The sequence below is a fragment of the Rhizobacter sp. J219 genome, assembly GCF_024700055.1.
Lineage (GTDB): Bacteria > Pseudomonadota > Gammaproteobacteria > Burkholderiales > Burkholderiaceae_C > Rhizobacter.
This window is the reverse complement of sequence record NZ_JAJOND010000001.1, coordinates 2,139,219-2,159,371: the sequence shown is the minus strand read 5'-3', so window position 1 is coordinate 2,159,371 and position 20,153 is coordinate 2,139,219. Positions and strand designations below refer to the sequence as shown.

Here is a 20,153-nt window from a genome sequence, read left to right as displayed (position 1 = left end):
TTCAGGCCCGCCGCGCGATGTAGCCGCTCGCGGTGGCCGGCGCATCGGCCTCCACGCAGTCGCGTCCACCGGTCTTGGCCCGGTACATCGCCTGGTCGGCGCGCTCCAGGGCCTGCTCGAGGCGCTCGCCGGGCTCGATGCGCACCAGGCCGGCCGAGAACGTGACCCGCAGGCCTGCGGCCACCTGCGAAAAGTCGGCCGCGATCAGCTGCTCGCGCACCCGCTGCAGCGCCACGGACGCCTCGTCGATCGAGGTGCTGGGAAACACCACGATGAACTCTTCACCGCCCCAGCGGCCCAGCAGGTCGCTGCTGCGCAGGGCCTGCTGGGCCGTCTGGGCGAAGCGGCGCAGCACCTCGTCGCCGGCCTGGTGGCCGTGGTTGTCGTTCACCGCCTTGAAGAGGTCGATGTCGAGCAGGGCCACGCAGAGCGGGCTGCCGCTGCGCTCGTGCCGCTGCTGCTCGATGCCCATCAGCTCGGTGATGTGGCGGCGGTTGTGCACCTGGGTGAGATCGTCGCGTGTGGCGAGGTGGCGCACCCGCTCCAGCGCCGATTCGAGCTCGCGGCTCTTGCTGCGCAGGCCTTCGTTCATGCGCGCGACGATGGCCGCCAGCCGCGCGATGAGCACCACCACGAGCGCGGCGTAGAGAAACGACACCAGCAGCTCGCCGGGCGGGTAGTGGCCCGGCTGCAGGCGGTGGCTCACGGCCATCGTCGCGGCCAGCCCGCCGAGCGACAGCCCGACCAGCTGCCACACCTGGCGCGGCGGCATCGCAAACATTGCATAGACGATGTGGCTCGCCACCACGATCACGGTCGCCGGCGCCGCGGGCCCCGCCGTGGCGTAGCACAACCACATGAAGACGATGCCGATCAGCAGCTGGATGCCTCCCAGCGAGCGGTCCCACCGCGGGCCCCACTGGTGGCGCACGCCGAAGTACAGGAAGACGTTGACGGAGGCGGTTGCAGCTGTCAGCGCCGAAGCCACGACCACCGGCGTGTAGCCGAGCGCCACCTGCACCCAAAGGATGCCGGTGTAGATCAGGTAGGTGGTGACCGATGTGAGCCAGATGCCCAGGCGGTAGCGTGCCCGGGGCTCGGTGGTGAGCACCAGGTCGACGGCGCGGGCCAGCAGGGATCGGGACATGACGGCGGGAGGGGGCTCTGCCGGATTGTCGGCACCCAGGCGCCTGGACATGAGCCCTGTGGCGCGCCGACACGGCGGCGGCCGTGCAGCCCGTCACGCGGTGCGGCGTGGCTTCAGTCGCATCTGCAGGCCCACCGGTGCCATCGAGAAGGCCATCTTCTCCGTTGGCTCGCGCCCGTCGTGCGTGCCGACGTGCTCGATCTCGAAGCTCGACAGCAGCATCGCCGCCGCCATCTTGATCTCCAGCATGGCGAGGTAGCGCCCCGGGCACACGCGTGGGCCGGCGCCGAAGGGCATGGCCACACGCTTGGGTGAGGTGGGTGTGAGCGCCGGGTCGGCGTGGTCGAGCCAGCGCGAGGGGTTGAAGGCGAGTGGGTCGGGGAAGTGGCGTGGGCTCACCGTGTCGTGCCGCATCACGCACCAGACGAAGGTGTTCTTCGGCACGTGCACGTCGCCGAGGGTGGTGTCGTGCAGCGCTTCGAGCACCAGGAAGGGGGCCACCGGCTTGAGCCGCATGGTTTCGGACGCGCAGGCTTCGAGGTAGTCGAGCGAGGCCATCTGCTCGGGCGTGAAGGCCGCGGGGTCGGGCGCGACACGCAGCACTTCGTCGGTCGCCAGGCGCAGCGCCTCCGGGTTGCGCTTGAGCAGCCAGATCATCCAGGCGAGTGTGTTGGCGGTGGTGTCTTCGCCGGCGAGCAGCATGGTGACGACGTTGCCGGCCACGTGTTCGTCCGTCAGCGGGGAGTCGCCTTCATCGGCCGCCGCGATCATGCCTTCGAGCAGGTTTCCTGGCTGCGTGCGCAACGCGGGGTTGGCCGCCATGCGGGCGCGTGCCTGGGTGATGAAGCCGGCGATGGCGACGTTGATCGCGGCCACGCTGCGGTCGAGTTCGCGGTCGCGCGGCAGCCGCACCCATCGCCAGTAGGGCACTCGCGCGAAGATGCGGCGAAAGAGCGCAGGAAAGATCTTGTCGAGGTGCTGCTGGATCACCTCTTCGTCGGATTCCAGCGTGTTGATGTCGCTGCCGAAGGCGAGGCCCGCCACGCCGTCGACGGTGTAGCGCATCAGGTCTTCCTGCAGCGGGATCGCACGGCCGGCGTCCATCGCCTTTTGCCAGCGCGCCTGCAGCCGCTGCACCACGCGCTGCAGCGACGGGAAATACGCGCGCACGTGGCCGGGCGCGAAGCTCGCCATCACCATGCGCCGCTGGTCGCGCCAGGCCTGGCCTTCGGCACCGAAGACGCCGGGTTTCAAGCCCATCTCGGCGCCGACCTGCGAGGTGCGGATGGTGCGGCGAAAGCCGTCGGGCCGGTCTTTCAGCGCATGCGCAATCACCTCGTGGTCGGTGACGACCAGCGCGCGCATCTTGCCCAGCCTCACGCGGAAGAACGGGCCGTGCTCGCGGGCCCATCGCTCCACGTCCTGGTGGATGCGGCTGAGTGTGATCTGGTGCGCGTTGCCCAGGAGCGGCAGGCCGCGCGGCCCGGGCAGCTCGTCGATGCGGCGAAGGACGCGAGACGCAGGGGCGGTGGTGGTGTTCATCGGCGGGCCTGGCACGGCTGGGGTGGCGTGCATTCTGCAGCCACCCGCCGTGCCCGCCCGCGGGCAAGGGTTCAGCGGCGCCAGTGGGGGTGATGGTGGTGGTGCACCGGCGGGCCGGGGTAGCCGGGTTTCACGACCACGGCACGATGGCGATGCGGCACCGGCACCACCACGCAGGCGGTCAGCACCTGGGAGGCCAGCACCACTGCCAGCACGCCGAACACGCGGCGCTGGGTCGACTTCTGCATGTCTTCACTCCTGGGCGCCAGACGAGGCCCCCACGGCATGTTCAACGGCAGGTGCTGCGGCGCTGTTGACGCCTTAACGTTGCTGCGAGGTAAAGCTGCGCGCGGCTCAGAGTTCGCCGCGGCGCTCGAGTTCGAGGCATTGGGGGTGGGTGTTGAACTTCCAGCGCTTGCATTGCTGCTGCATGCAGTAGACGAGTGCGAAGTTGCTGCGGTTGCCGCAGGCAGCCCGCGGCGTGGCCGGTTCGGGCGGCAAGGCCGATGCGGTGCTCTTCGGTGGCGGCTTGCGCGCCGGTGCGGGTGGAGGCTCGGCTTCGCGCTCTGGGGCCGCTTTGGGTGCCTCATCGGCGGCCGCTGCTTCCGTGGCCGGCAAGGTGGGCGGCACGCGCGGTGCTGCGGCCTTGGCCACGCGTTCGGCCTTGGCCGGCGCGGGCCGTGCGGCGGTGGCCTGCCTGGCTGGGGCTGGCGCGGGTGCACTTGCCGTTGCCGCTGCCGAGGCCGGCGGGGCGGCTGCAGGCGTCGCCTGCGCCACCACAGCAGCAGAGGCCGCTGCACTTGCTGCCGGGGCCACTGCCGAGGCAGCAGGGCCTGTCGCGGTCGGCTCGGCGGGCAAGGGGGTCACCGCGCTCGCGCCTTCGGCCACCGGCTGCGGGATGGCCACCACGGCCGGCGGCAGGTCGCCCACCGTGATGGTGGCAAATGAGGGCTGCCGCTGCAGCCACGTCCACCCGGCGGCCGCGAGGCCCACGAGTGCGAGGCTCGCGATCCACATCGGCGCGCGGCTGCGCGTGGGGCGGGGTGGCGCGTCCATCGGTTCGGCGGCGAGCCACGCCTCGGGTGCGGCGGGGCCGGCGCCGCGCGGGCGGCCGCCGGTCGCCGCGGCGAAGTCAAAGGCATCCGGGCCATGACCCGCGGTGTGCGGCGCCGCGTGGGGTGCCGGCGCCGGGGCCGGCGGCGGCGCATGGTCGAGCAGCAGCGAGAACTCGGCCGCACCGCGCGGCCGGTCGCGAGGGCGCACCGCCAGGGCCTTGTCGATGGCGGCGAGGAAGGTGCTGCTGTAGCTGAGCCCGGGGAACTGCTGCGCGCGCGCGGCCACCGTTTCGGCAAGCGGGCGCTGCGGGTCTTCCACCGCGCGCACCGTGGCGCGTGCGGGGGGCACTCCGGCGATGGCGAAATGCAGCACGCCGGCCAGCGCGTAGATGTCGCTCCACGGCCCTTGCTGCAGGTTGGCCGACTCGCTGTATTGCTCGATCGGCGCATAGGCCGGGTTGAGCAGCGCGGTGAGCGGCATCGTCTTGTCGGTGGCGAGGCGGCTGGCCACGCCGAAGTCGAGCAGCACCGGGCGGCCGTCGGCGAGCACGAGGATGTTGTCGGGCGAGATGTCCAGGTGCAGGCACTGCGCGTTGTGCAAGGTGCTGAGCGCGCTGAGCAGCGGGGCGAGCAGCGAGCGCAGCCAGGCCTCGTCGGGCGGCCCGCTCATCTCGGCGAGCACGTCGCCGAGCGTGCGACCCTCGTAGTACGGCATCACCATGTAGGCGCTGCGGTTTTCCTCCCAGAAGGTGTGCACGCGGGCGAGCGACGGGTGGTCGAAGCGCGCCAGCATCTTGGCTTCGTTGAGGAAGGCCTTCATGCCCGCGCCGTAGGCTGCCGGGTCGGCGCCGGGCTTCATCCAAACTTGCCCGTCGTCGCAGCGCATGGCGAGTTCGGCCGGGAAATATTCCTTGATCGCCACCTGTCGCTGCAGCGACGAGTCGAGCGCCAGGTAAACGATGCCGAAGCCACCCCGGCCCAGCACTTCGATGATCTGGTAGCCCCCCAGCCGCGTGCCGGCGGGCAGTGCGTCGAGTGTGTACACAGAGTCGAACTGTTGCGTCGTGGGTCCGAAATCCATGGAAGGTTCGTGCTTCTGGGGCATCTGGTCCGCCTTTGGGCAAGCAACGTGCCGCCGCCCGCGGTTATAGGCCAGCGCCCCCTCGATCGAGGGCGTCACCTGCGCGACAGCAACACGGTGATACCTTATGACTCCCCCACACAACACACAAGGAAGAGACAACATGGGCGTTCAACTCGCCAAGCAGGCCATCGATCTGGGCATCGTCACCACCAACGGCCCGGCGATGCTCGCGTTCTACCGCGACGTGCTGGGCTTCAAGTACCTGCGCGAAATGCCCGCGGCGGGCGGCGTGATGCACCAGATGCAGTGCGGCGACAGCGTGATCAAGCTGGTGGTGATGCCCCAGCTGCCGTTGACGGCCGCGCCGGGTGGCATCCAGGGAGCAGCTGGCTACCGCTACTGGACGATGACCGTCTCCAACCTCACCGAGATCGTGCAGGCCTGCGTCGATGCCGGTGCCAAGGTCGCGGTGAAGGAACGCGAACTGCGCCCGGGCGTGAAGATCGCCATCGTCGAGGACCCGGACGGCAACTGGGTCGAGTTCCTGGCGCTCGGCTGATCGCAAGGCTCGAAAAAAGTCCTCAAGTCCGGCTTCGGCCGGCCGATACACCGTTCGAAGCACCATGAACGCCATCTCCTCCATCGCGATCTCGGGCATGAACGCCGCCACGACCCACCTGGGCGTTGCGGCGCACAACGTCGCCAATGCGGTCACCCCGGCGTTTCGGCGCCAGCAGGTGCTGCAGCAGTCGCAGGCGGGTGGTGGCGTCACCACGCAGATCACGCAGGCCACCCAGGTCGGAAGCAACCTCGCCGCTGATCTGGTGCAGCAGAAGGTCGCGCTCTACAGCTTCAAGGCCAACCTGCGCACGGTGCAGGTCGAGCACGAGATGCTCGGGTCGCTGATCGACCTCAAGGCCTGAACAGGCGCTGCCGCCGCGGCTACCCCGCCGGCTGAGCGGACGCCACGCCGGCTCGCGTACCATGCGCGGCGCCGCAGCGCGAGGCTGTGGCACAACCCCTCATCTGCCGCCGCACACCACCATGGCCTCCAGCCTGCTTGCCCTGCTCGACGACATCGCGACCGTCCTCGATGACGTGTCGATCCTGACCAAGGTTGCCGCGAAGAAGACGAGCGGCGTGCTGGGCGACGACCTTGCGCTCAACGCGCAGCAGGTGTCCGGCGTGAGCGCCGACCGCGAGATCCCGGTCGTGTGGGCGGTGGCCAAGGGCTCGTTCATCAACAAGCTGATCCTGGTGCCGCTCGCGCTCTTGATCAGCGTCTTCGCCCCGTGGGCGGTGACGCCGCTCTTAATGGTCGGCGGCATCTTCCTTTGCTTCGAAGGGGTGGAGAAGCTCGCGCACAAGTTCCTGCACAGCAAGGCAGAAGACGATGCCCACCACGCCGAGCTGACCCGCGCGCTGGCCGATCCGGCCGTCGACCTGGTGGCCATCGAGAAGGACAAGATCAAGGGCGCCATCCGCACCGACTTCATCCTCTCGGCCGAGATCATCGCGATCACGCTCGGCACGGTGGCGACCAACAGCCTGCTGATCCAGTCGGCCGTGCTGTCGGGCATCGCGATCATCATGACGGTCGGCGTCTACGGGCTGGTGGCCGGCATCGTGAAGCTCGACGACCTGGGCCTTTACCTCACCCGCAAGGCCAACGCGGCGGCACGCGGCATCGGCGCCGGCATCCTGAAGACGGCGCCCTACCTGATGAAGTTCCTGAGCATCGCCGGCACCGCGGCGATGTTCCTCGTGGGCGGTGGCATCCTGACCCACGGCATCCCGGCACTGCACCATGCGATCGAAGGGATCACCCAGGGCCTGGGTGGCGTGGGCACCGTGCTGGTGTCGAGCCTGCTCGACGCGCTGGTGGGCGTGATCGCCGGGGCGCTGGCGCTGGCAGTCTGGAGCCTCATCCAGAAGCTGCGCGGCAAGAAGGCCCACGCCTGAGGCCGACGATGACGCCGGTGAGGACGCCCGTCAGGGCCGGTTGAGCCTGACTTCCGGCGGCTCGGTGTCGATCAGCTCGCCGTTGCGCGCACGCGCGGGCGGCGTGGGGCTGCTGGGGAAGAGGGCCGCGGGGCCGCCCGGCTCGTCGAAGCCGATGCTGTGGCGCTGGCCGCCGTCGGCCCATTCGCTGTAGACCCATTCGCCGTCCTGTTGCACCACCCCTTCAGGGACTGCCGGTTCCTGCACCGGCACGCCCTGCAGCGCCTGGCGCATGAAATTGATCCACACCGGCAGCGCGAGGCCGCCGCCCGACTCGCGCGAGCCCAGGCTGCGCGGTGTGTCGTAGCCCATCCACACCACCGCCACGAGCGTGGGCTGGTAGCCGGCGAACCAGGCATCGACCGCGTCGTTGGTGGTGCCGGTCTTGCCGTAGAGGTCGGTGCGCTGCAGCTGGGCCTGCGCCCGTGCGGCGGTGCCGCTGCGCGTGACCTCCTGCAAGAGGCTGGCGGTGAGCCACGCATTGCGGGCGGGAATGGCACGGCGGCTGTCGTCGGGCGCGGCGGCAGGCGCTTCGAAGAGCGTCTTGCCCTGCCCATCGACGATGCGCTCGATCACCACCGGCTGCACCGGGAAGCCGCCGTTGGCGAGCACCGAGTAGGCGCCGGCCAGCTGCAGCGGCGTGGTGGCGCCCGAGCCGAGCGCCAGCGTGAGGTCGGCCGGGTGCTTGCCCGGGTCGAAGCCGAAACGGCCGGCCCATGAGCGCGCCACGTCGGGGCCGAGCAGCTGTACCAGGCGGATGGTGACGAGGTTCTTCGAGCGCGCGAGCGCCTCGCGCAGCGTGATCGGGCCGTCGTACTGGTCGTCGGAATTCTTCGGGTCCCAAGCGGGGGTGGTGTCGTTGGGGTCGGCGGGCAGCGGTGCGTCGTTGACCTGCGTGTTGGGCATCACGCCGTGTTCGAGCGCGGCCGAATAGAGGAAGGGCTTGAAGCTTGACCCCGGCTGTCGCCACGCCTGCGTCGCATGGTTGAACTGGGCGCGGCCGAAGTCGAAGCCGCCGACGAGCGCGCGCACCCGGCCGCCTTGCGGCTCCATCGCGACCAGCGCACCCTGCACCTCGGGCCACTGCGCGATCGACCAGCGCTTGCCCGTCTGCACCACGCGGATCACCGAGCCGCGGCGGATGCGCAGCGTGTCGTTGGCGCGCGGCGACAGCGCCGCCTGCGCCATGCGCAGGCCCTCGCCCTGCAGGCGCAGCACGTCGCCGTTGGCGAGCGTCGCCACCACCAGCCGCGGGCTGGCCTCGCTCACCAGGGCCACGCGCAGCTCGTCGTCGTCGCGGTGGTCCGACAGCGCCTCGGCCACCGCGGGGTCGTCGGCGGCCAGGCCATCGGGCAGGTCTTCCTCGTCTTCCGGGCCGCGGTAGGGTTGGCGGCGTTCGTAGTCGAGCACGCCGCGCCGCAGGGCCTGCCAGGCGGCCTGCTGGTCGGCCGAGCGCAGCGTGGTCGTCACCTTCAGGCCCATCGTGTAGCTCGCCTCGCCGTACTGCGCATAGACGGTCTGGCGCACCATCTCGGCCACGTATTCGGCGTGCACCGCGCGGTCGTCGCCCTTTTGCACCCGCACCTTCTCGGCCAGCGCCTTGTCGTGCTGCGCCTGCGTGATGGTGCCGGTGGCGAGCATGCGCTCGAGCACCTGCCGCTGCCGCTTCTGCGCGCGCTCGAAGTTGGTGGCCGGGTTGGCATAGCGCGGGTTCTGCGGCACGCCGGCGAGCATCGCGGTCTCGGCGACCGAGAGCTGCGTGAGCGGCTTGCCGAAGTACGACTGCGACGCGGCCTCGAACCCGTAGGCACGCTGGCCCATGTAGATCTGGTTGAGGTACAGCTCGAGGATCTGGTCCTTGCCGAGGTGCTGCTCGATCTTGATGGCCAGGAGCGCCTCGCGCAGCTTGCGCGCGTACGACTTCTGCTTCGACAGGTAGAAGGTGCGTGCGACCTGCTGGGTGATGGTCGAGCCGCCCTGGCTGCGCGAGGCACGCCAGAGGTTCTTCACTGCGGCGCGCAGCGTGCCCTTGAGGCTCACGCCGCCATGCTCGCGAAAGCCTGCGTCTTCGATCGCGAGCACCGCGTCCTGCACGAGCCTGGGCGTGTGGCCGATCGGGAGGTAGTAGCGCCGCTCGGTGCCGAACTCGCCAATCTCCACCCCATCCTGCGTGAACACCCGCAGCGGCTGGCGCGGCTGGTAGTCGGTGAGCATCGTCAGCTCGGGCAACTGCTGGTAGAGCACCGTGAGCGTGGCCGCGCCGACCAGCAGGCAGGCGGCGAGCGCGCCACCCGCGATGAGCGCGGTGCGCCGGAGAAGAGTCTTGCGGGCAGGGGTCATAGTTGCGACCCATTATCGGAAAGGCACTTCCGCTAACCTTGCGCCCTTCCATTGAACGCAAGGGGCTTTCTTGTTTCGCTTCTTCGAGCGTCTCGTGCAGCCGTTTCCGCAGGCCGAGCCGATCACGCCGCCCGACACCTTCGCGGCTTTCCTGTGGGCCTGCACAAGAGGGCTGCGGCCGTATCTCTTCGCGATGATGCTGCTGTCGGCCAGCATCGGGGCCTTCGAGGCCTGGCTCTTCGCGATGATGGGCGCCATCGTCGACTGGCTGGCGAAGGTCGCGCCGGCCCAGCTGTGGGCGCAGGAGGGCGAGCGCCTGCTCGCGCTTTCTGCCGTGCTCATCGGCAGCATCGTGCTGGTGTGGTTCCAGACGGCGCTCAAGCACCTCGCGCTCGGTGGCCACTTTCCGATGCTGCTGCGCTGGAACTTCCACCGCCTGATGCTCGGCCAGAGCATGGGCTTCTACCAGGACGAGTTCGCCGGCCGTGTGGCCACCAAGGTGATGCAGACGGCACTCGCCGTGCGCGATGCGTGGTTCATCGCCTGCGACCTGCTGGTCTTCGTCGTCATCTACTTCGTGACGTTGCTGGCGGTGATGGGCAGCTTCGCGCTGTGGATGCTGCTGCCCATCGTCGGGTGGATGGGCTTGTACCTGCTGGCGCTGCTGTACTACGTGCCGCGGCTCGGCCGCGTGGCACAGGAGCAGGCCGATGCGCGCTCGCTGATGACCGGGCGCATCACCGATGCCTACACCAACATCGCCACCGTCAAGCTCTTCTCGCACGCCGGCCGCGAGGCGGGGTATGCGCGCAGCGCGATGCAGGAGTTCCTGTCCACGGTGAAGGTGCAGATGCGCCTGGTGGCCTCGTTCGAGACGGTGAACCACACGCTGTCGGTGCTCTTGATCCTCGGCACCGCCGGGGCCTCCCTCTGGCTATGGACGCGCGGCGAGGTGGGCGTGGGTGCGGTCGCGGCAGCCACCGCGATGGCCCTGCGACTGAACGGCATCTCGCACTGGGTGATGTGGGAGATGGCCACGCTCTTCGAACACGTGGGCACGGTGCAGGACGGCATGACCACGCTCTCGCGCCACCGCGCGGTGGTCGATGCGCCGGGGGCCGTGCCACTCGTCGTCTCGCGCGGTGAGCTGCGTTTCGACAAGGTCGGCTTCTCGTACGGCGCCGGCCCGCAGGGGCGGCAGGTGGTGGACGGCCTCTCGCTGCACATCCGCCCCGGCGAGAAGATCGGCCTCGTGGGCCGCTCGGGTGCGGGCAAGTCGACGATCGTCAACCTGCTGCTGCGCTTCTACGACGTGGGCTCGGGCCGCATCCTCATCGACGGACAGGACATCGCGAAGGTCACGCAGGACAGCCTGCGCGCGCAGATCGGCATGGTCACGCAAGACACCTCGCTGCTGCACCGCTCGGTGCGCGACAACATCCTCTACGGCCGCCCCGAGGCGGGCGACGAGGCGATGCTCGCGGCGGCCCGGCGGGCCGAGGCCCACGAGTTCATCGAGGGCCTGGCCGATGCCAAGGGCCGCCGTGGCTACGACGCCCACGTGGGCGAGCGCGGTGTCAAGCTCTCGGGTGGCCAGCGCCAGCGCATCGCGATTGCGCGGGTGATGCTGAAAGACGCCCCCATCCTGCTGCTCGACGAGGCGACGAGTGCGCTCGACTCCGAGGTCGAGACGGCCATCCAGGCGAGCCTCTACAAGCTGATGGAAGGCAAGACGGTGGTGGCCATCGCGCACCGCCTCTCCACCATCGCCGCGATGGACCGCCTCATCGTGCTCGACCGTGGCCGCGTGGTGGAAGAGGGCGACCACCGCAGCCTGCTTGCGCAGGGCGGGCTCTACGCGCGCCTGTGGGCGCACCAGAGCGGCGGCTTTCTCGGCGAAGAGGTGGGCGACGAGGCGGAGCCGGTGGAGGCCTGAGTCACTTCAGGATGTCGAGCAGCTCGACTTCGAAGACCAGCGTGGCATTCGGCGGGATCAGCCCGTTGCCGGCGCCGCGCTCGCCGTAGGCGATGGCGGGCGGACACACGAGCCGGGCCTTGCCGCCCACCTTCATCTTCTGCACGCCTTCGGTCCAGCACTTGATGACACGGTTGAGCGGGAATTCGGCCGGCTGGCCACGCTTGTGCGAGCTGTCGAACTCCTTGCCATCGGGCAGCGTGCCGCGGTAGTGCACCTTCACCACGTCGGTGGCGGTGGGCGAGGGGCCGCTGCCTTCCTTGAGGGCGCTGTAGACGAGGCCGCTCTGGGTGGTGACGGTGCCGGGCTCCTGCTGGGCGGGGGCTTTCGTGGGGGCCGGGGCGGGCGACTGGGCGCAGGCGGTGGTGCTGGCCAGCAGGGCGGCGAGGACAAGGTGGGCTCTCATGCGGTCTCCAGGGTGGAAACCGCCGATGTTAGGAGCCGATCGTGAGCAGCTGCCGCGCGTCCTCGTCGCTCAAGGGTTTCACCATGTAGCCTTGCACGCATCCGTGGGCGGTGCAGCGCAGGCGGTCGGACGATTCGGGTGAACTGCTGAGCATGATCACCGGCACCGGGCGCTCGGCGCGCGTCAGTTGCGATTCGTAGGCGCGCAGGAAGGCGAAGCCGTCCATCTCGGGCATGTTGAGGTCGAGCAGCACCAGCGAGACCGGGGGTTGCGCCCGATCGGTCAGGCGCGAGAGTGCGGCGGCGGCCGTGTCGTAGCAGCTCACCTCGCGGGCGATGCCGCGGGCGCGCAGCACCACCTCGGTGTAGACCAGGTCGGCGTCGTTGTCGTCGACCACCATCACCAGATCGAGCATGCGGTCCTCCTCTCAACCGGCCTGCAGGTCGACGGTGACCTGCGTCCCCTGGCCCGGAGTGGACACGATCTCGATGCTGCCGTCGAGCACCATCGCGATGCGCTTGCAGGTGGCCAGGCCGAGGCCGGTGCCTTCATACACCTGCCGCCGGTGCAGGCGGCGGAATGGCTCGAAGAGCGTGGGGATGTCGGCCGAGGCGATGCCGATGCCCTGGTCGGCCACCGTCACGAGCACGCGGTCACCTTCGCGGCGCGCGCTCACGTGCACCTTCGGCGGCACGCCGGGCGGCGTGAACTTGAGTGCGTTGGACACGAGGTTCTGGAACAGCAACACCAGCAGGCTGCGCCGGCCGCGCACCAGCGGCATCGGCTCGCAGCTGAACTGGCCTCGGCTGGTGGTGATCTGCGCGTGCAGTGCGTGCTCCACCTCCTCCATCAGTTCGTCGAGCTGGTGGGTGTCGTCGGGGTCGATCGCGGCCGACTCCAGCCGCACGAAGCGCAGCAAATCGTCGAGCATGGTGCGCATGCGGTCGGCGCCACGTCGCACGAAGCCGAAGTACTGGTCGAGCGGCGGGGCGAGCCTGCCGGTCTCCTCGATCAGGCGCACGAACTGGGCGATGCTGTTGAGCGGCTCGCGCATGTCATGCGAGGTCACACGCACGAACTGCTCCAGCGATTCGTTGCTGCGCTGCAGCTGCTCCACCGCGTGGGCGAGTTCGTCGCGCGAGTGCACGAGGTCGTCCACGTCGTGCGCGGTGAACACCACCGCATCGATCAGGCCGCGCTCGTTGTAGACCGGGTGGTAGCTCGCATCGAAGACCCGCGTGGGCCGCCCGGGCAGCGCATGGGCGGTGCGCACCTTCACCGGCTGACCGTCGAGCGCGTGATGGAGCTTGGGGCGGATCACGTCGTGGAAGAAACTGTCGCCGTACAGGCCCGAGATCGTGCGGCCGGTGGCGCCGCCGGGTGGCAGCTGCCAGGCTTCTTCGAAGGCGCGGTTGGCGAGCAGGATCTCGCCGCTCTCGTCGAGCACGACCATGATGTCGTCGCTGATGGAGCTCATCGCCGCCAGATTGCGCGCCTGGCGCTCCACCGTGCTTTGCATCTTCACGCGCTCGGTGAAGTCTTGCGACAGCGAATAGAAGCCGACCACCTCGCCGCTGTCGTCGCGCTTGGGCACGAGCACCGTCTCGGTGTGGCGGGTGTTGCCGCGCAGCGACGGGATGCGCTCGGGGATGCGCACCGTCTCGCCGCGCCACACCGCTTCGTAGACGAGCTTGCGCTGGGCGTAGCGCTCGGGGCTCAGCAGCTCGCGGATCTGCTTGCCGATCAGCTGCTCGGGCTGGGTGCCAAGCCAGCGTGCGAGCACCGCGTTGACGAACTGCATGCGCTCCTGCCGGTCGACGTAGGCGATGCCGGCAGGCACGTTGTTGGCGATCTCCAGCACGCGCTGCTCGCTGCGGCGCGCCATCTCCAGGGCCTGCCGGGTCTCCGCCTCCAGGCGGCGCCGCTCGGTGATGTCGCGCGAGGCGCAGAAGATGAGTTCCTCGCCGTCGATGACGCTCAGCGTGCTGCTCACCTCGACGTAGATCTCGGAGCCGTCGACGCGCCGGTGGCGTGTCTTGAAGCGCTGGTCGCCGTGGGTGGTGCTGCACCAGAGCAGCGCCTGTTCGGGCAGGCAGGTTTCCCATTGGGTCACGTTCAGGCCGACCATCGCGCTGCGCTCGTAGCCGAGCATGGCGGCAAACGAATCGCTGTACTCGACCAGCCGGCCCTGGCGGTCGACCACGTGGATGCCGTCGCTGGCGGTGCGCAGCCAGGCCGTGTGGCGGTTGGCTTCGCGCAGTCGCTGCGCGGCGTAGCCCATCTCGCGCTGCCAGGCCTGCATCAAAAGCCACGACGAGGTGGCGACGGTGAGCAGGGTGATGGTGGCCAGGCCGATCATCGACCACAGTTCGGTGTGCCACGGCCCCATCAGCTCGTCGATCGACAGGCCGGCGACCACGACGAACGGGTAGTTGCCCACTGCGGCATAGGCGCTGCGGCGCTCGATGCCGTCGAGCCCGCTGAGGGCTGTGTAGAGGCCGCCCTTGGGCTGGCGGGCAGACATCTCGTGCAGCTGCGGCGAGGCCTTGTCGACGCCGATGTCGTCGCGCGAGGTCATGGGGTTGCGGGCCACCAGCTTCAGGTTGCTCGTGCGCAGGCTGAGGTCGCTCAGGCGGCCGAGCTGCATGCTGGACAGCACCTGCTGGAAGCGCGCGACGGCCACCGTGGCGAAGACGACGCCGCCGAAGTGGCCGTCGGCCTTGTCGAGTCGGCGCGCAAACACCACCACCCAGTTACCGCTCGAATAACTGGTGAGGGGCTCGGAGACGATCAGGCTGCCCCGAGGGTTGGCACGTGCCTGGCGGAAGTAGTCCCGTTCGCGCACGTCCAGCAGCTGCTGAGCCTGCGGGCCGTCGCCATAGCGCACGAGGCCGTCGGCGTCGGTGGCGCGCAGGGACTCCACGTGCGGCAGCAGCGCGCGGCTGCCTTGCATGATCTTCTGCAGCACGGCCGGGTCGCGCTGGGTCGCCGCCTGCTCGCCTTCGAGGCCGAGAACGGCCGAACGCAGCAGCAGGTCGATCTGGTCGAACTCGCTTTCGAACGACTGCCGCAGTGTCTGGGCGGTGTTGGTGGCGAGGATGTTGGCGCGCTCGAACTGGGCGTTGCGGCTGTTGACGAGCGACACGCTCGTCAGCGTGGCGATCAGCACCACAGCCAGCAGGTTGGCGCCGACGAAGCCGCGTACCAGCCACGCTGGGGCCGTGGTGTCGGAGCCGGACCTGCCTGGAAGCAGAGGGCCCAGGGAAAGTCGGCTCCAGAAGGACGCCGGGTTCATTGCTCTTGGTGGGTGTGCGCCGGCCTGTGCCGTGCCTCGACAGTGTGCAGCCGCCTTCAACGCGCGGGCAAGGATCTACCCCCTTGCCGCGGCGTGCTCCTGGTATTAGTGCCGGCAGTTGTGCACGCGACCCTCGATCAGAAGAGGCCGGGCTGTGCCCCGATCTGCGCACGCTCGATCAACAAAATCCGCAGCTTGGTCGAGACGCCACCGCCTGCGGAGAAACCGCCCGACGCACCGCCGGCTGCGAGCACACGGTGGCAGGGCACGATCACCGCGAAGGGGTTGGCGCCGAGTGCCTGGCCCACCGCCCGCGAGGCCTGCGGCTCGCCCAGCTCGGCCGCGATTTCGCCGTAGGTGCGGGTCTGGCCTGCGAGGATCTCGCGCGAGACGGCGTACACGCGCTGGTGGAAGGCCGGGATGCCGGCCATGTCGAGCGCCACGTCGCGCAGGTCGACCGGCTGGCCGTCCAGCAGCGCCTGAATGCGCACGATGACGCCCTCGACTTCAGGCGGCGGCGAAGCGTGGGACAGGGGGCCGCCGCGGCGGAACATCCGGCGCAGCGTGCCCTCGTCGTCAGGCTCGGGGAGCTGGAAGGCTCGGATGCCCGCCGGCCCCCAGGCGATGCCGCAGCGGCCGATGGCGGTGTCGAAGAGGGTGCAGGCCGGCTCCATGGATCGGGCAGGGGTGTGGATGCAGGGGCGACTGTGCCAGCTTCGTAAACTCCACCGGATGACGATGCTGTTGCTGGCCCCGATGGAAGGGCTGCTCGACCACACGCTGCGCGACATCCTCACACGCGTGGGTGGCATCGACCGCTGCGTGTCGGAGTTCATCCGCGTGACCGGCACGCTGCTGCCCCAGAAGGCCTTCTACCGCGTGGTGCCCGAGCTGCGCCACGGCGGGCGCACGCACGCGGGCGTGCCGGTACGGGCGCAGCTGATGGGCTCAGACCCGGTGTGCCTGGCCGAAAACGCGGCACGGCTCGCCTCGCTCGGCCCGGCCGGGATCGACCTCAACTTCGGCTGCCCCGCCAAGGTGGTGAACCGCCACGGCGGCGGCGCCGCGCTGCTGCAAGACCCGGCGCTGCTGCACGAGATCATGGCCGCGGTGCGCCGGGCGGTGCCGCTCGGCATGCCGGTGTCGGCCAAGATGCGGCTCGGCTTCCATGACGCGTCGCGTGCGCTGGAATGCGCGCTCGCGCTGCAAGACGGCGGCGCCGAGGAGCTGGTGGTGCACGCACGCACCCGCGCCGATGGCTATCGGCCGCCGGCCTACTGGGAGCGTGTCCCGGAGATCCGCCAGGCGCTGCGCATCCCGGTCATCGCCAACGGCGAGATCTGGACAGCGGGTGATGCGCTTCGCTGCCGCGAGGTGTCGGGCTGCGAACACCTGATGCTCGGGCGCGGCATGGTGAGCGACCCGGGGCTCGCCCGGGCGATTGCGCGGCCCGGGCAACCGGCCGTGGGCTGGGCCGACATCGAACCGCTGCTCAAGGCCTTCTGGGACCTGGTCTGCGCCCACGTGGTGCCGCGCCACCAGGCGGGCCGCCTGAAGCAGTGGCTGAACTACCTGCGCCGGCGATTCCCCGAGGCCGAGGCGGCGTACATGGAGCTGCGCGTGGTCAACGACCCGCGCCGCATCGACGCCTGGCTCCTCAGCCGTGTGCCTGCCCGGCAGCCGTCAGCCGCTCTCGCAGAGCCTCGACCGGCATGAAGCCCTGAGCCACCAGGTGCAGGTGGTCGCCGTGCTCGGCGATCAGCGCCGGGAAGCCGCGGATGCCCCACTGCTGGGTGATCGCAAAGTCGCCCTTCGTTGCCTCGCGCATTTCGTCCGACGCGAAGGCGCGTGCGAAGTCGGCACGGGCGATGCCCAGGGCTTCGGCCACGTCGGCCAGCACCTCGGGTTGCACCACGTTCTTGCCCTCGGCGTAGAAGGCGTGCTGCACCGCTTTTAGGTAGCGCCACACCACCTTCGGCCAGTGGGCGCGTACGGTGACCACCGCACGGGCGGCGGGTTCGGTGTCGTAGACGAAGCCCGGCAGGTGCAGCGCGGTGTGGGGCGCCTGCGCAAACGGCTGGCCGCTCGCCTCGGCCACGTGGTGCCAGTGGCCGGCCAGCTCGTTGGCCCGTTCGGGGGTGATCGGCTCGGTGGTGAAGGGGCGCAGGCCGCCCATCACGAGCGCCAGCTGCAAGGGAGCGAACTCGCCCGGGGCTGCCAGCAATTCGTCCATGGTCCTGGCAAAGCCATAGCACCAGGAGCACATGGGGTCGACGACGTAGATGAGGTTCATGCGCCGATGCTACGGCAGGGCTCGCGGCTATGCTGCGGGCTCCGCGGCCTTCATCCGACGCCCATGAACTCCCGTCACCCTGCTGCAGCGGCAGTGCAGCGCGAGCCCCACGCGCAGCCATGAGCCCCGCCCGGCCGCCCGAAGGGGCTCCCACCCGCCTGTCGGGACCGCACGAAGTGCGCAGGGCGCACCAATGAGCGTCGGCGTCTACCTCGGCGTCGTCCAGTTCTTCTTCGCGCTGTGCTGGACGGTCTACGTGGCCTACCTGCCGCAGTTGGCGGCGCAGGTGGGCATTGCGAAGTCGGCGGTGATCTGGATCCTGATGCTGGACCAGCTCATCTTCGTGCTGTCGGACTACGCCTTCGGCGTGGCGAGCGACCGCGCGGCCAAGGTGGTGGGGCGGCTCGGCCGCATCGTGGTCGCGGTGACGCTGCTGTCGTGCGCGGCCTTCCTTGCCTTGCCGCTGGTGGCGCCGTCGGGCTCGGCGACGCTCTTCCTCGTGCTGGTGGTGCTGTGGTCGATCACCTCGTCGGCCTTGCGCGCACCGCCGCTCACCCTCATCGGCCGTCATGCCGCCAAGCCGCAGCTGCCGTGGCTGGTGGCCCTGTCGGTGCTCGGGCTGGGCGTGGCGAACGCGATCGCGCCCTACCTCACGCTGCACCTGCGCGAGGTCGACCCGCGCGGCCCGTTCCTGCTCGCCAGCGTGGCGCTCGCGCTCGTGACCTGGGGCATCGTCGCGGCCGAGCGGGCGCTGGTGCGCGAAGACGCCGCCAAGGTGCCGGGTGACGCGCCTGGGAAAGCCCCGACCGGGCTGCCCGCCGTCCCCGGTTTCCTGGCTGCTGCGGTGTTGGCGGCGGTGGCTTTCCAGGTGCACGGTTTCCTCAACAGCACGCCGCTCTACCTGCGCTTTGCCAGCGCGGACCAGCTGGCCTGGCTGGCACCGGTGTTCTGGGTCGGCTTCAACCTCGCCTTGCTGCCCGCCGGGGCGCTCACCAAGCGCTTTGGCGGCTGGCGGGTGATGGTGGCGGCAGCGCTGGTGGCCGGCGTGTCGACCTGGGCCGCACAGCGCGCGCCGACGCTGCAGGCTCTGGTCGTGAGCCAGGGCGTGGCCGGCGCGGCATGGGGTTTCATGCTGATGGCGGCGTTCTCGACCGCTCTGGCGCTCGGCCACATCGGGCGCGAAGGGCGGCTCGGCGGAGCCCTGTCGTCGGTGCTCGCGCTGGCGGCGCTGTCGCGCATGGCGGTGCTCGCTGCCGAGTGGCACAAGACGCCCGATCTGCAGCCGTTGCTGGCCTGGGCCCCGGTCGCGGGGTGGGGCACCGCGGCCATCGTTCTATGGTGGGCGACACGCCGGCGCGTCGCTTGAGCTAGGCTCGGGGCTCCCCTTTCCCACGATGCCCCAGGAGGAGGTGCCTTGAAGACCTTCCAGATCGAGCTGCAGAAAATCAAGTCGATGGCCAACCGCAATGGCCTCATCGAGGCGCGCATCGGCGCGCTCGTCCTGCCCAAGAACACCCGCGGCGATGACGACGCCGGCACCACGCTCAGCATGGACGAAGCCACCGCCCGCGTGCTGCTGCTCCTGCTCAAGCAACAGCTGGCCGAGTTCGACGGCCGAAAGGCGCGCAGCCAACGCTGAGCGCCACACCACAAAAGAACACACGGAGACACCCATGAACACGCTGCTGCACGGGGTCACCGTGCTGGACTTCTCGGAGTACATCGCCGGCCCCTACTGCGGCTTCCTGCTGGCCGACCTGGGCGCACGCGTCATCAAGATCGAACCGCCCGATGGCGCGGAAGAGCGGCGCATGGGTGGCTCGATGAAGCGTTACGGCGGCAACACCCGCATGTCGCTCGCGATGAACCGTGGCAAGGAGAGCCTCTCGGTCGACCTGCAGCAGCCCGAGGGCCGCGAGATCGTCTACAAGCTGGTGCAAGAGGCCGACGTGGTGCTGCAGAACTTCGTGCCCGGCGCGGCCGAAAAACTCGGCATCGACTACGAGACGCTGTCGAAGATCAACAAGCGCATCGTCTTCCTCTCCAGCACCGCCTTCGGCGAGGTGGGCCCGTACCGCAAGCGCAAGGGCTTCGACATCATTGCCCACGCCGCCTCCGGCGTGATGTCGCACTACGCCGACGAAGATGGCGCGCCGCGCGGGCCGGGCGGCATTGCCTACATCGACATCGGCACCGGCATGCTCAACGCGCTGGGCATCGTGAGTGCGCTGTACCACCGCAACGTGTCGGGCGAGGGCCAGAAGATCGAGACCTCGTTGTTCAGCACCGGCATGGCCCTGCAGGCGATGAGCCTGCTGCACATCGACGGCCTCGATGCCGAGCAGCACGAGCAGGAAAAGCACATCCTCAAGACGGCGCTCGGCGAAGGCAAGAAGCACACGCAGATCATCGACCAGTTCGCCGAGATGCGATTGCGCAAGGACCTGCCCCACACCACGCGCCCGATCGAGGTGCCCGACTGCCTGCACCGCCCGACCGACCGGCAGGTCTACCCCTACTACCGCGTCTACCCCACCGGCGACGGCTACCTGGGCATCGCGGCGCTCAACCGCAAGCTGCGCGACAAGTTCTGCGCCGCCATCGGCGTGGTCGACGACGACGTGGCGGTCGACACCGGCGACGTGAGCGACGAGGTCTACTTCCGCCAGAAGCTGATGATGAAGACCATCGAGACCCGCCTGCGCGAGCACGGCAATGCGCACTGGATGCAACTGCTCGAAGGCGCCGGCGTGCCCTGCGGCCCGGTCCACTACCGCGCTGACCTCTACTCCGACCCGCAGGCCGAAGCGCTCGGCCTGGTGTGGCAGCTGCACAACCGCGACCTGGGGCCCTACAAGGCGTCGGGCCACCCGATCCGCTTCAGCAAGACGCCGGTGAAGCCGGGCAAGGGGGCGCCGTCGCTCGGCGAGCACACCGAGGCCCTGCTGGTGGAGGCGGGCTATCCCCCGGCGGAGGTCGAACGCCTGAAGGTCAGCCGCGTCGTCCGGTAGACGC

At 69.6% G+C, this 20,153-nt stretch carries 18 protein-coding genes; 8 read left to right on the top strand and 10 right to left on the bottom strand.

The window, feature by feature from the left end:
* Position 1: 1 nt before the first annotated feature.
* The 4 genes from LRS03_RS09760 to LRS03_RS09745 all read right to left on the bottom strand — a co-directional run bounded on the left by LRS03_RS09760 (position 2) and on the right by LRS03_RS09745 (position 4,825).
* Positions 2-1,147: a GGDEF domain-containing protein gene (locus LRS03_RS09760; RefSeq protein ID WP_257825245.1), complete on the bottom strand. Its 1,146-nt coding sequence runs from the start codon at positions 1,145-1,147 to the stop codon at positions 2-4.
* Between the two features lie 93 nt (positions 1,148-1,240).
* Entirely contained in the window at positions 1,241-2,689 is a 1,449-nt protein-coding gene (locus tag LRS03_RS09755) for a cytochrome P450 (RefSeq protein WP_257825244.1), read from the bottom strand.
* Between the two features lie 71 nt (positions 2,690-2,760).
* On the bottom strand, positions 2,761-2,937 hold the full coding sequence (locus LRS03_RS09750) for a hypothetical protein (RefSeq protein ID WP_257825243.1): 177 nt from the start codon (positions 2,935-2,937) through the stop codon (positions 2,761-2,763).
* Positions 2,938-3,043: 106 nt separating this feature from the next.
* Positions 3,044-4,825 (bottom strand): serine/threonine protein kinase, encoded by a 1,782-nt coding sequence (locus LRS03_RS09745; protein ID WP_257825242.1) that lies wholly within the window; start codon positions 4,823-4,825, stop codon positions 3,044-3,046.
* 163 nt (positions 4,826-4,988) lie between these two features.
* On the opposite strand from LRS03_RS09745, the gene LRS03_RS09740 reads away from it, so the two are divergent.
* From LRS03_RS09740 to LRS03_RS09730, 3 genes are all read left to right on the top strand, one after another.
* A complete protein-coding gene (locus LRS03_RS09740; RefSeq protein WP_257825241.1) occupies positions 4,989-5,387 on the top strand; it encodes a VOC family protein in 399 nt (132 codons plus the stop codon).
* Positions 5,388-5,451: 64 nt separating this feature from the next.
* Positions 5,452-5,751, top strand: coding sequence for a flagellar basal body rod protein (locus LRS03_RS09735; protein ID WP_257825240.1), 300 nt, complete (start codon positions 5,452-5,454; stop codon positions 5,749-5,751).
* A 121-nt stretch (positions 5,752-5,872) separates the two neighbouring features.
* Entirely contained in the window at positions 5,873-6,790 is a 918-nt protein-coding gene (locus tag LRS03_RS09730; protein ID WP_257825239.1) for a DUF808 domain-containing protein, read from the top strand.
* Between the two features lie 30 nt (positions 6,791-6,820).
* Here the strand turns inward: LRS03_RS09730 and LRS03_RS09725 are convergent, their stop codons facing one another.
* A complete protein-coding gene (locus LRS03_RS09725; protein WP_257825238.1) occupies positions 6,821-9,169 on the bottom strand; it encodes a penicillin-binding protein 1A in 2,349 nt (782 codons plus the stop codon).
* Positions 9,170-9,239: 70 nt separating this feature from the next.
* Between LRS03_RS09725 and LRS03_RS09720 the strand changes: the two genes are divergently transcribed.
* Positions 9,240-11,105, top strand: a complete 1,866-nt coding sequence (locus tag LRS03_RS09720) for an ABC transporter ATP-binding protein (RefSeq protein ID WP_257825237.1) — start codon at positions 9,240-9,242, stop codon at positions 11,103-11,105.
* Position 11,106: 1 nt separating this feature from the next.
* Here LRS03_RS09720 and LRS03_RS09715 read toward each other — a convergent pair whose 3' ends face one another.
* From LRS03_RS09715 to LRS03_RS09700, 4 genes are all read right to left on the bottom strand, one after another.
* The gene (locus LRS03_RS09715) at positions 11,107-11,550 is read right to left on the bottom strand and encodes an FKBP-type peptidyl-prolyl cis-trans isomerase (RefSeq protein WP_257825236.1); all 444 of its coding nucleotides are present in this window, start codon (positions 11,548-11,550) and stop codon (positions 11,107-11,109) included.
* A gap of 28 nt (positions 11,551-11,578) precedes the next feature.
* The gene (locus LRS03_RS09710) at positions 11,579-11,965 is read right to left on the bottom strand and encodes a response regulator (RefSeq protein WP_257825235.1); all 387 of its coding nucleotides are present in this window, start codon (positions 11,963-11,965) and stop codon (positions 11,579-11,581) included.
* Positions 11,966-11,977: 12 nt separating this feature from the next.
* The gene (locus tag LRS03_RS09705) at positions 11,978-14,845 is read right to left on the bottom strand and encodes a PAS domain-containing protein (RefSeq protein ID WP_257825234.1); all 2,868 of its coding nucleotides are present in this window, start codon (positions 14,843-14,845) and stop codon (positions 11,978-11,980) included.
* A gap of 137 nt (positions 14,846-14,982) precedes the next feature.
* Positions 14,983-15,519 carry a methylated-DNA--[protein]-cysteine S-methyltransferase gene (locus LRS03_RS09700; protein ID WP_257825233.1) on the bottom strand — a complete coding sequence of 179 codons (537 nt, stop codon included), beginning with the start codon at positions 15,517-15,519 and terminating at the stop codon, positions 14,983-14,985.
* A 64-nt stretch (positions 15,520-15,583) separates the two neighbouring features.
* Between LRS03_RS09700 and LRS03_RS09695 the strand changes: the two genes are divergently transcribed.
* Positions 15,584-16,561, top strand: a complete 978-nt coding sequence (locus LRS03_RS09695; RefSeq protein ID WP_374685099.1) for a tRNA dihydrouridine synthase — start codon at positions 15,584-15,586, stop codon at positions 16,559-16,561.
* Here the strand turns inward: LRS03_RS09695 and LRS03_RS09690 are convergent.
* The gene (locus tag LRS03_RS09690) at positions 16,503-17,138 is read right to left on the bottom strand and encodes a DsbA family protein (RefSeq protein ID WP_257825231.1); all 636 of its coding nucleotides are present in this window, start codon (positions 17,136-17,138) and stop codon (positions 16,503-16,505) included. The genes LRS03_RS09695 and LRS03_RS09690 overlap by 59 nt on opposite strands.
* A gap of 193 nt (positions 17,139-17,331) precedes the next feature.
* Between LRS03_RS09690 and LRS03_RS09685 the strand changes: the two genes are divergently transcribed.
* Genes LRS03_RS09685 through LRS03_RS09675 form a run of 3 tightly spaced genes read left to right on the top strand, consistent with a single transcriptional unit; the run spans position 17,332 to position 20,149 of the window.
* Entirely contained in the window at positions 17,332-18,504 is a 1,173-nt protein-coding gene (locus LRS03_RS09685) for an MFS transporter (RefSeq protein ID WP_257825230.1), read from the top strand.
* 48 nt (positions 18,505-18,552) lie between these two features.
* Positions 18,553-18,777, top strand: a complete 225-nt coding sequence (locus LRS03_RS09680; RefSeq protein WP_257825229.1) for a hypothetical protein — start codon at positions 18,553-18,555, stop codon at positions 18,775-18,777.
* Positions 18,778-18,811: 34 nt separating this feature from the next.
* Entirely contained in the window at positions 18,812-20,149 is a 1,338-nt protein-coding gene (locus tag LRS03_RS09675; RefSeq protein WP_257825228.1) for a CaiB/BaiF CoA transferase family protein, read from the top strand.
* The last annotated feature ends 4 nt before the right edge of the window (positions 20,150-20,153 follow it).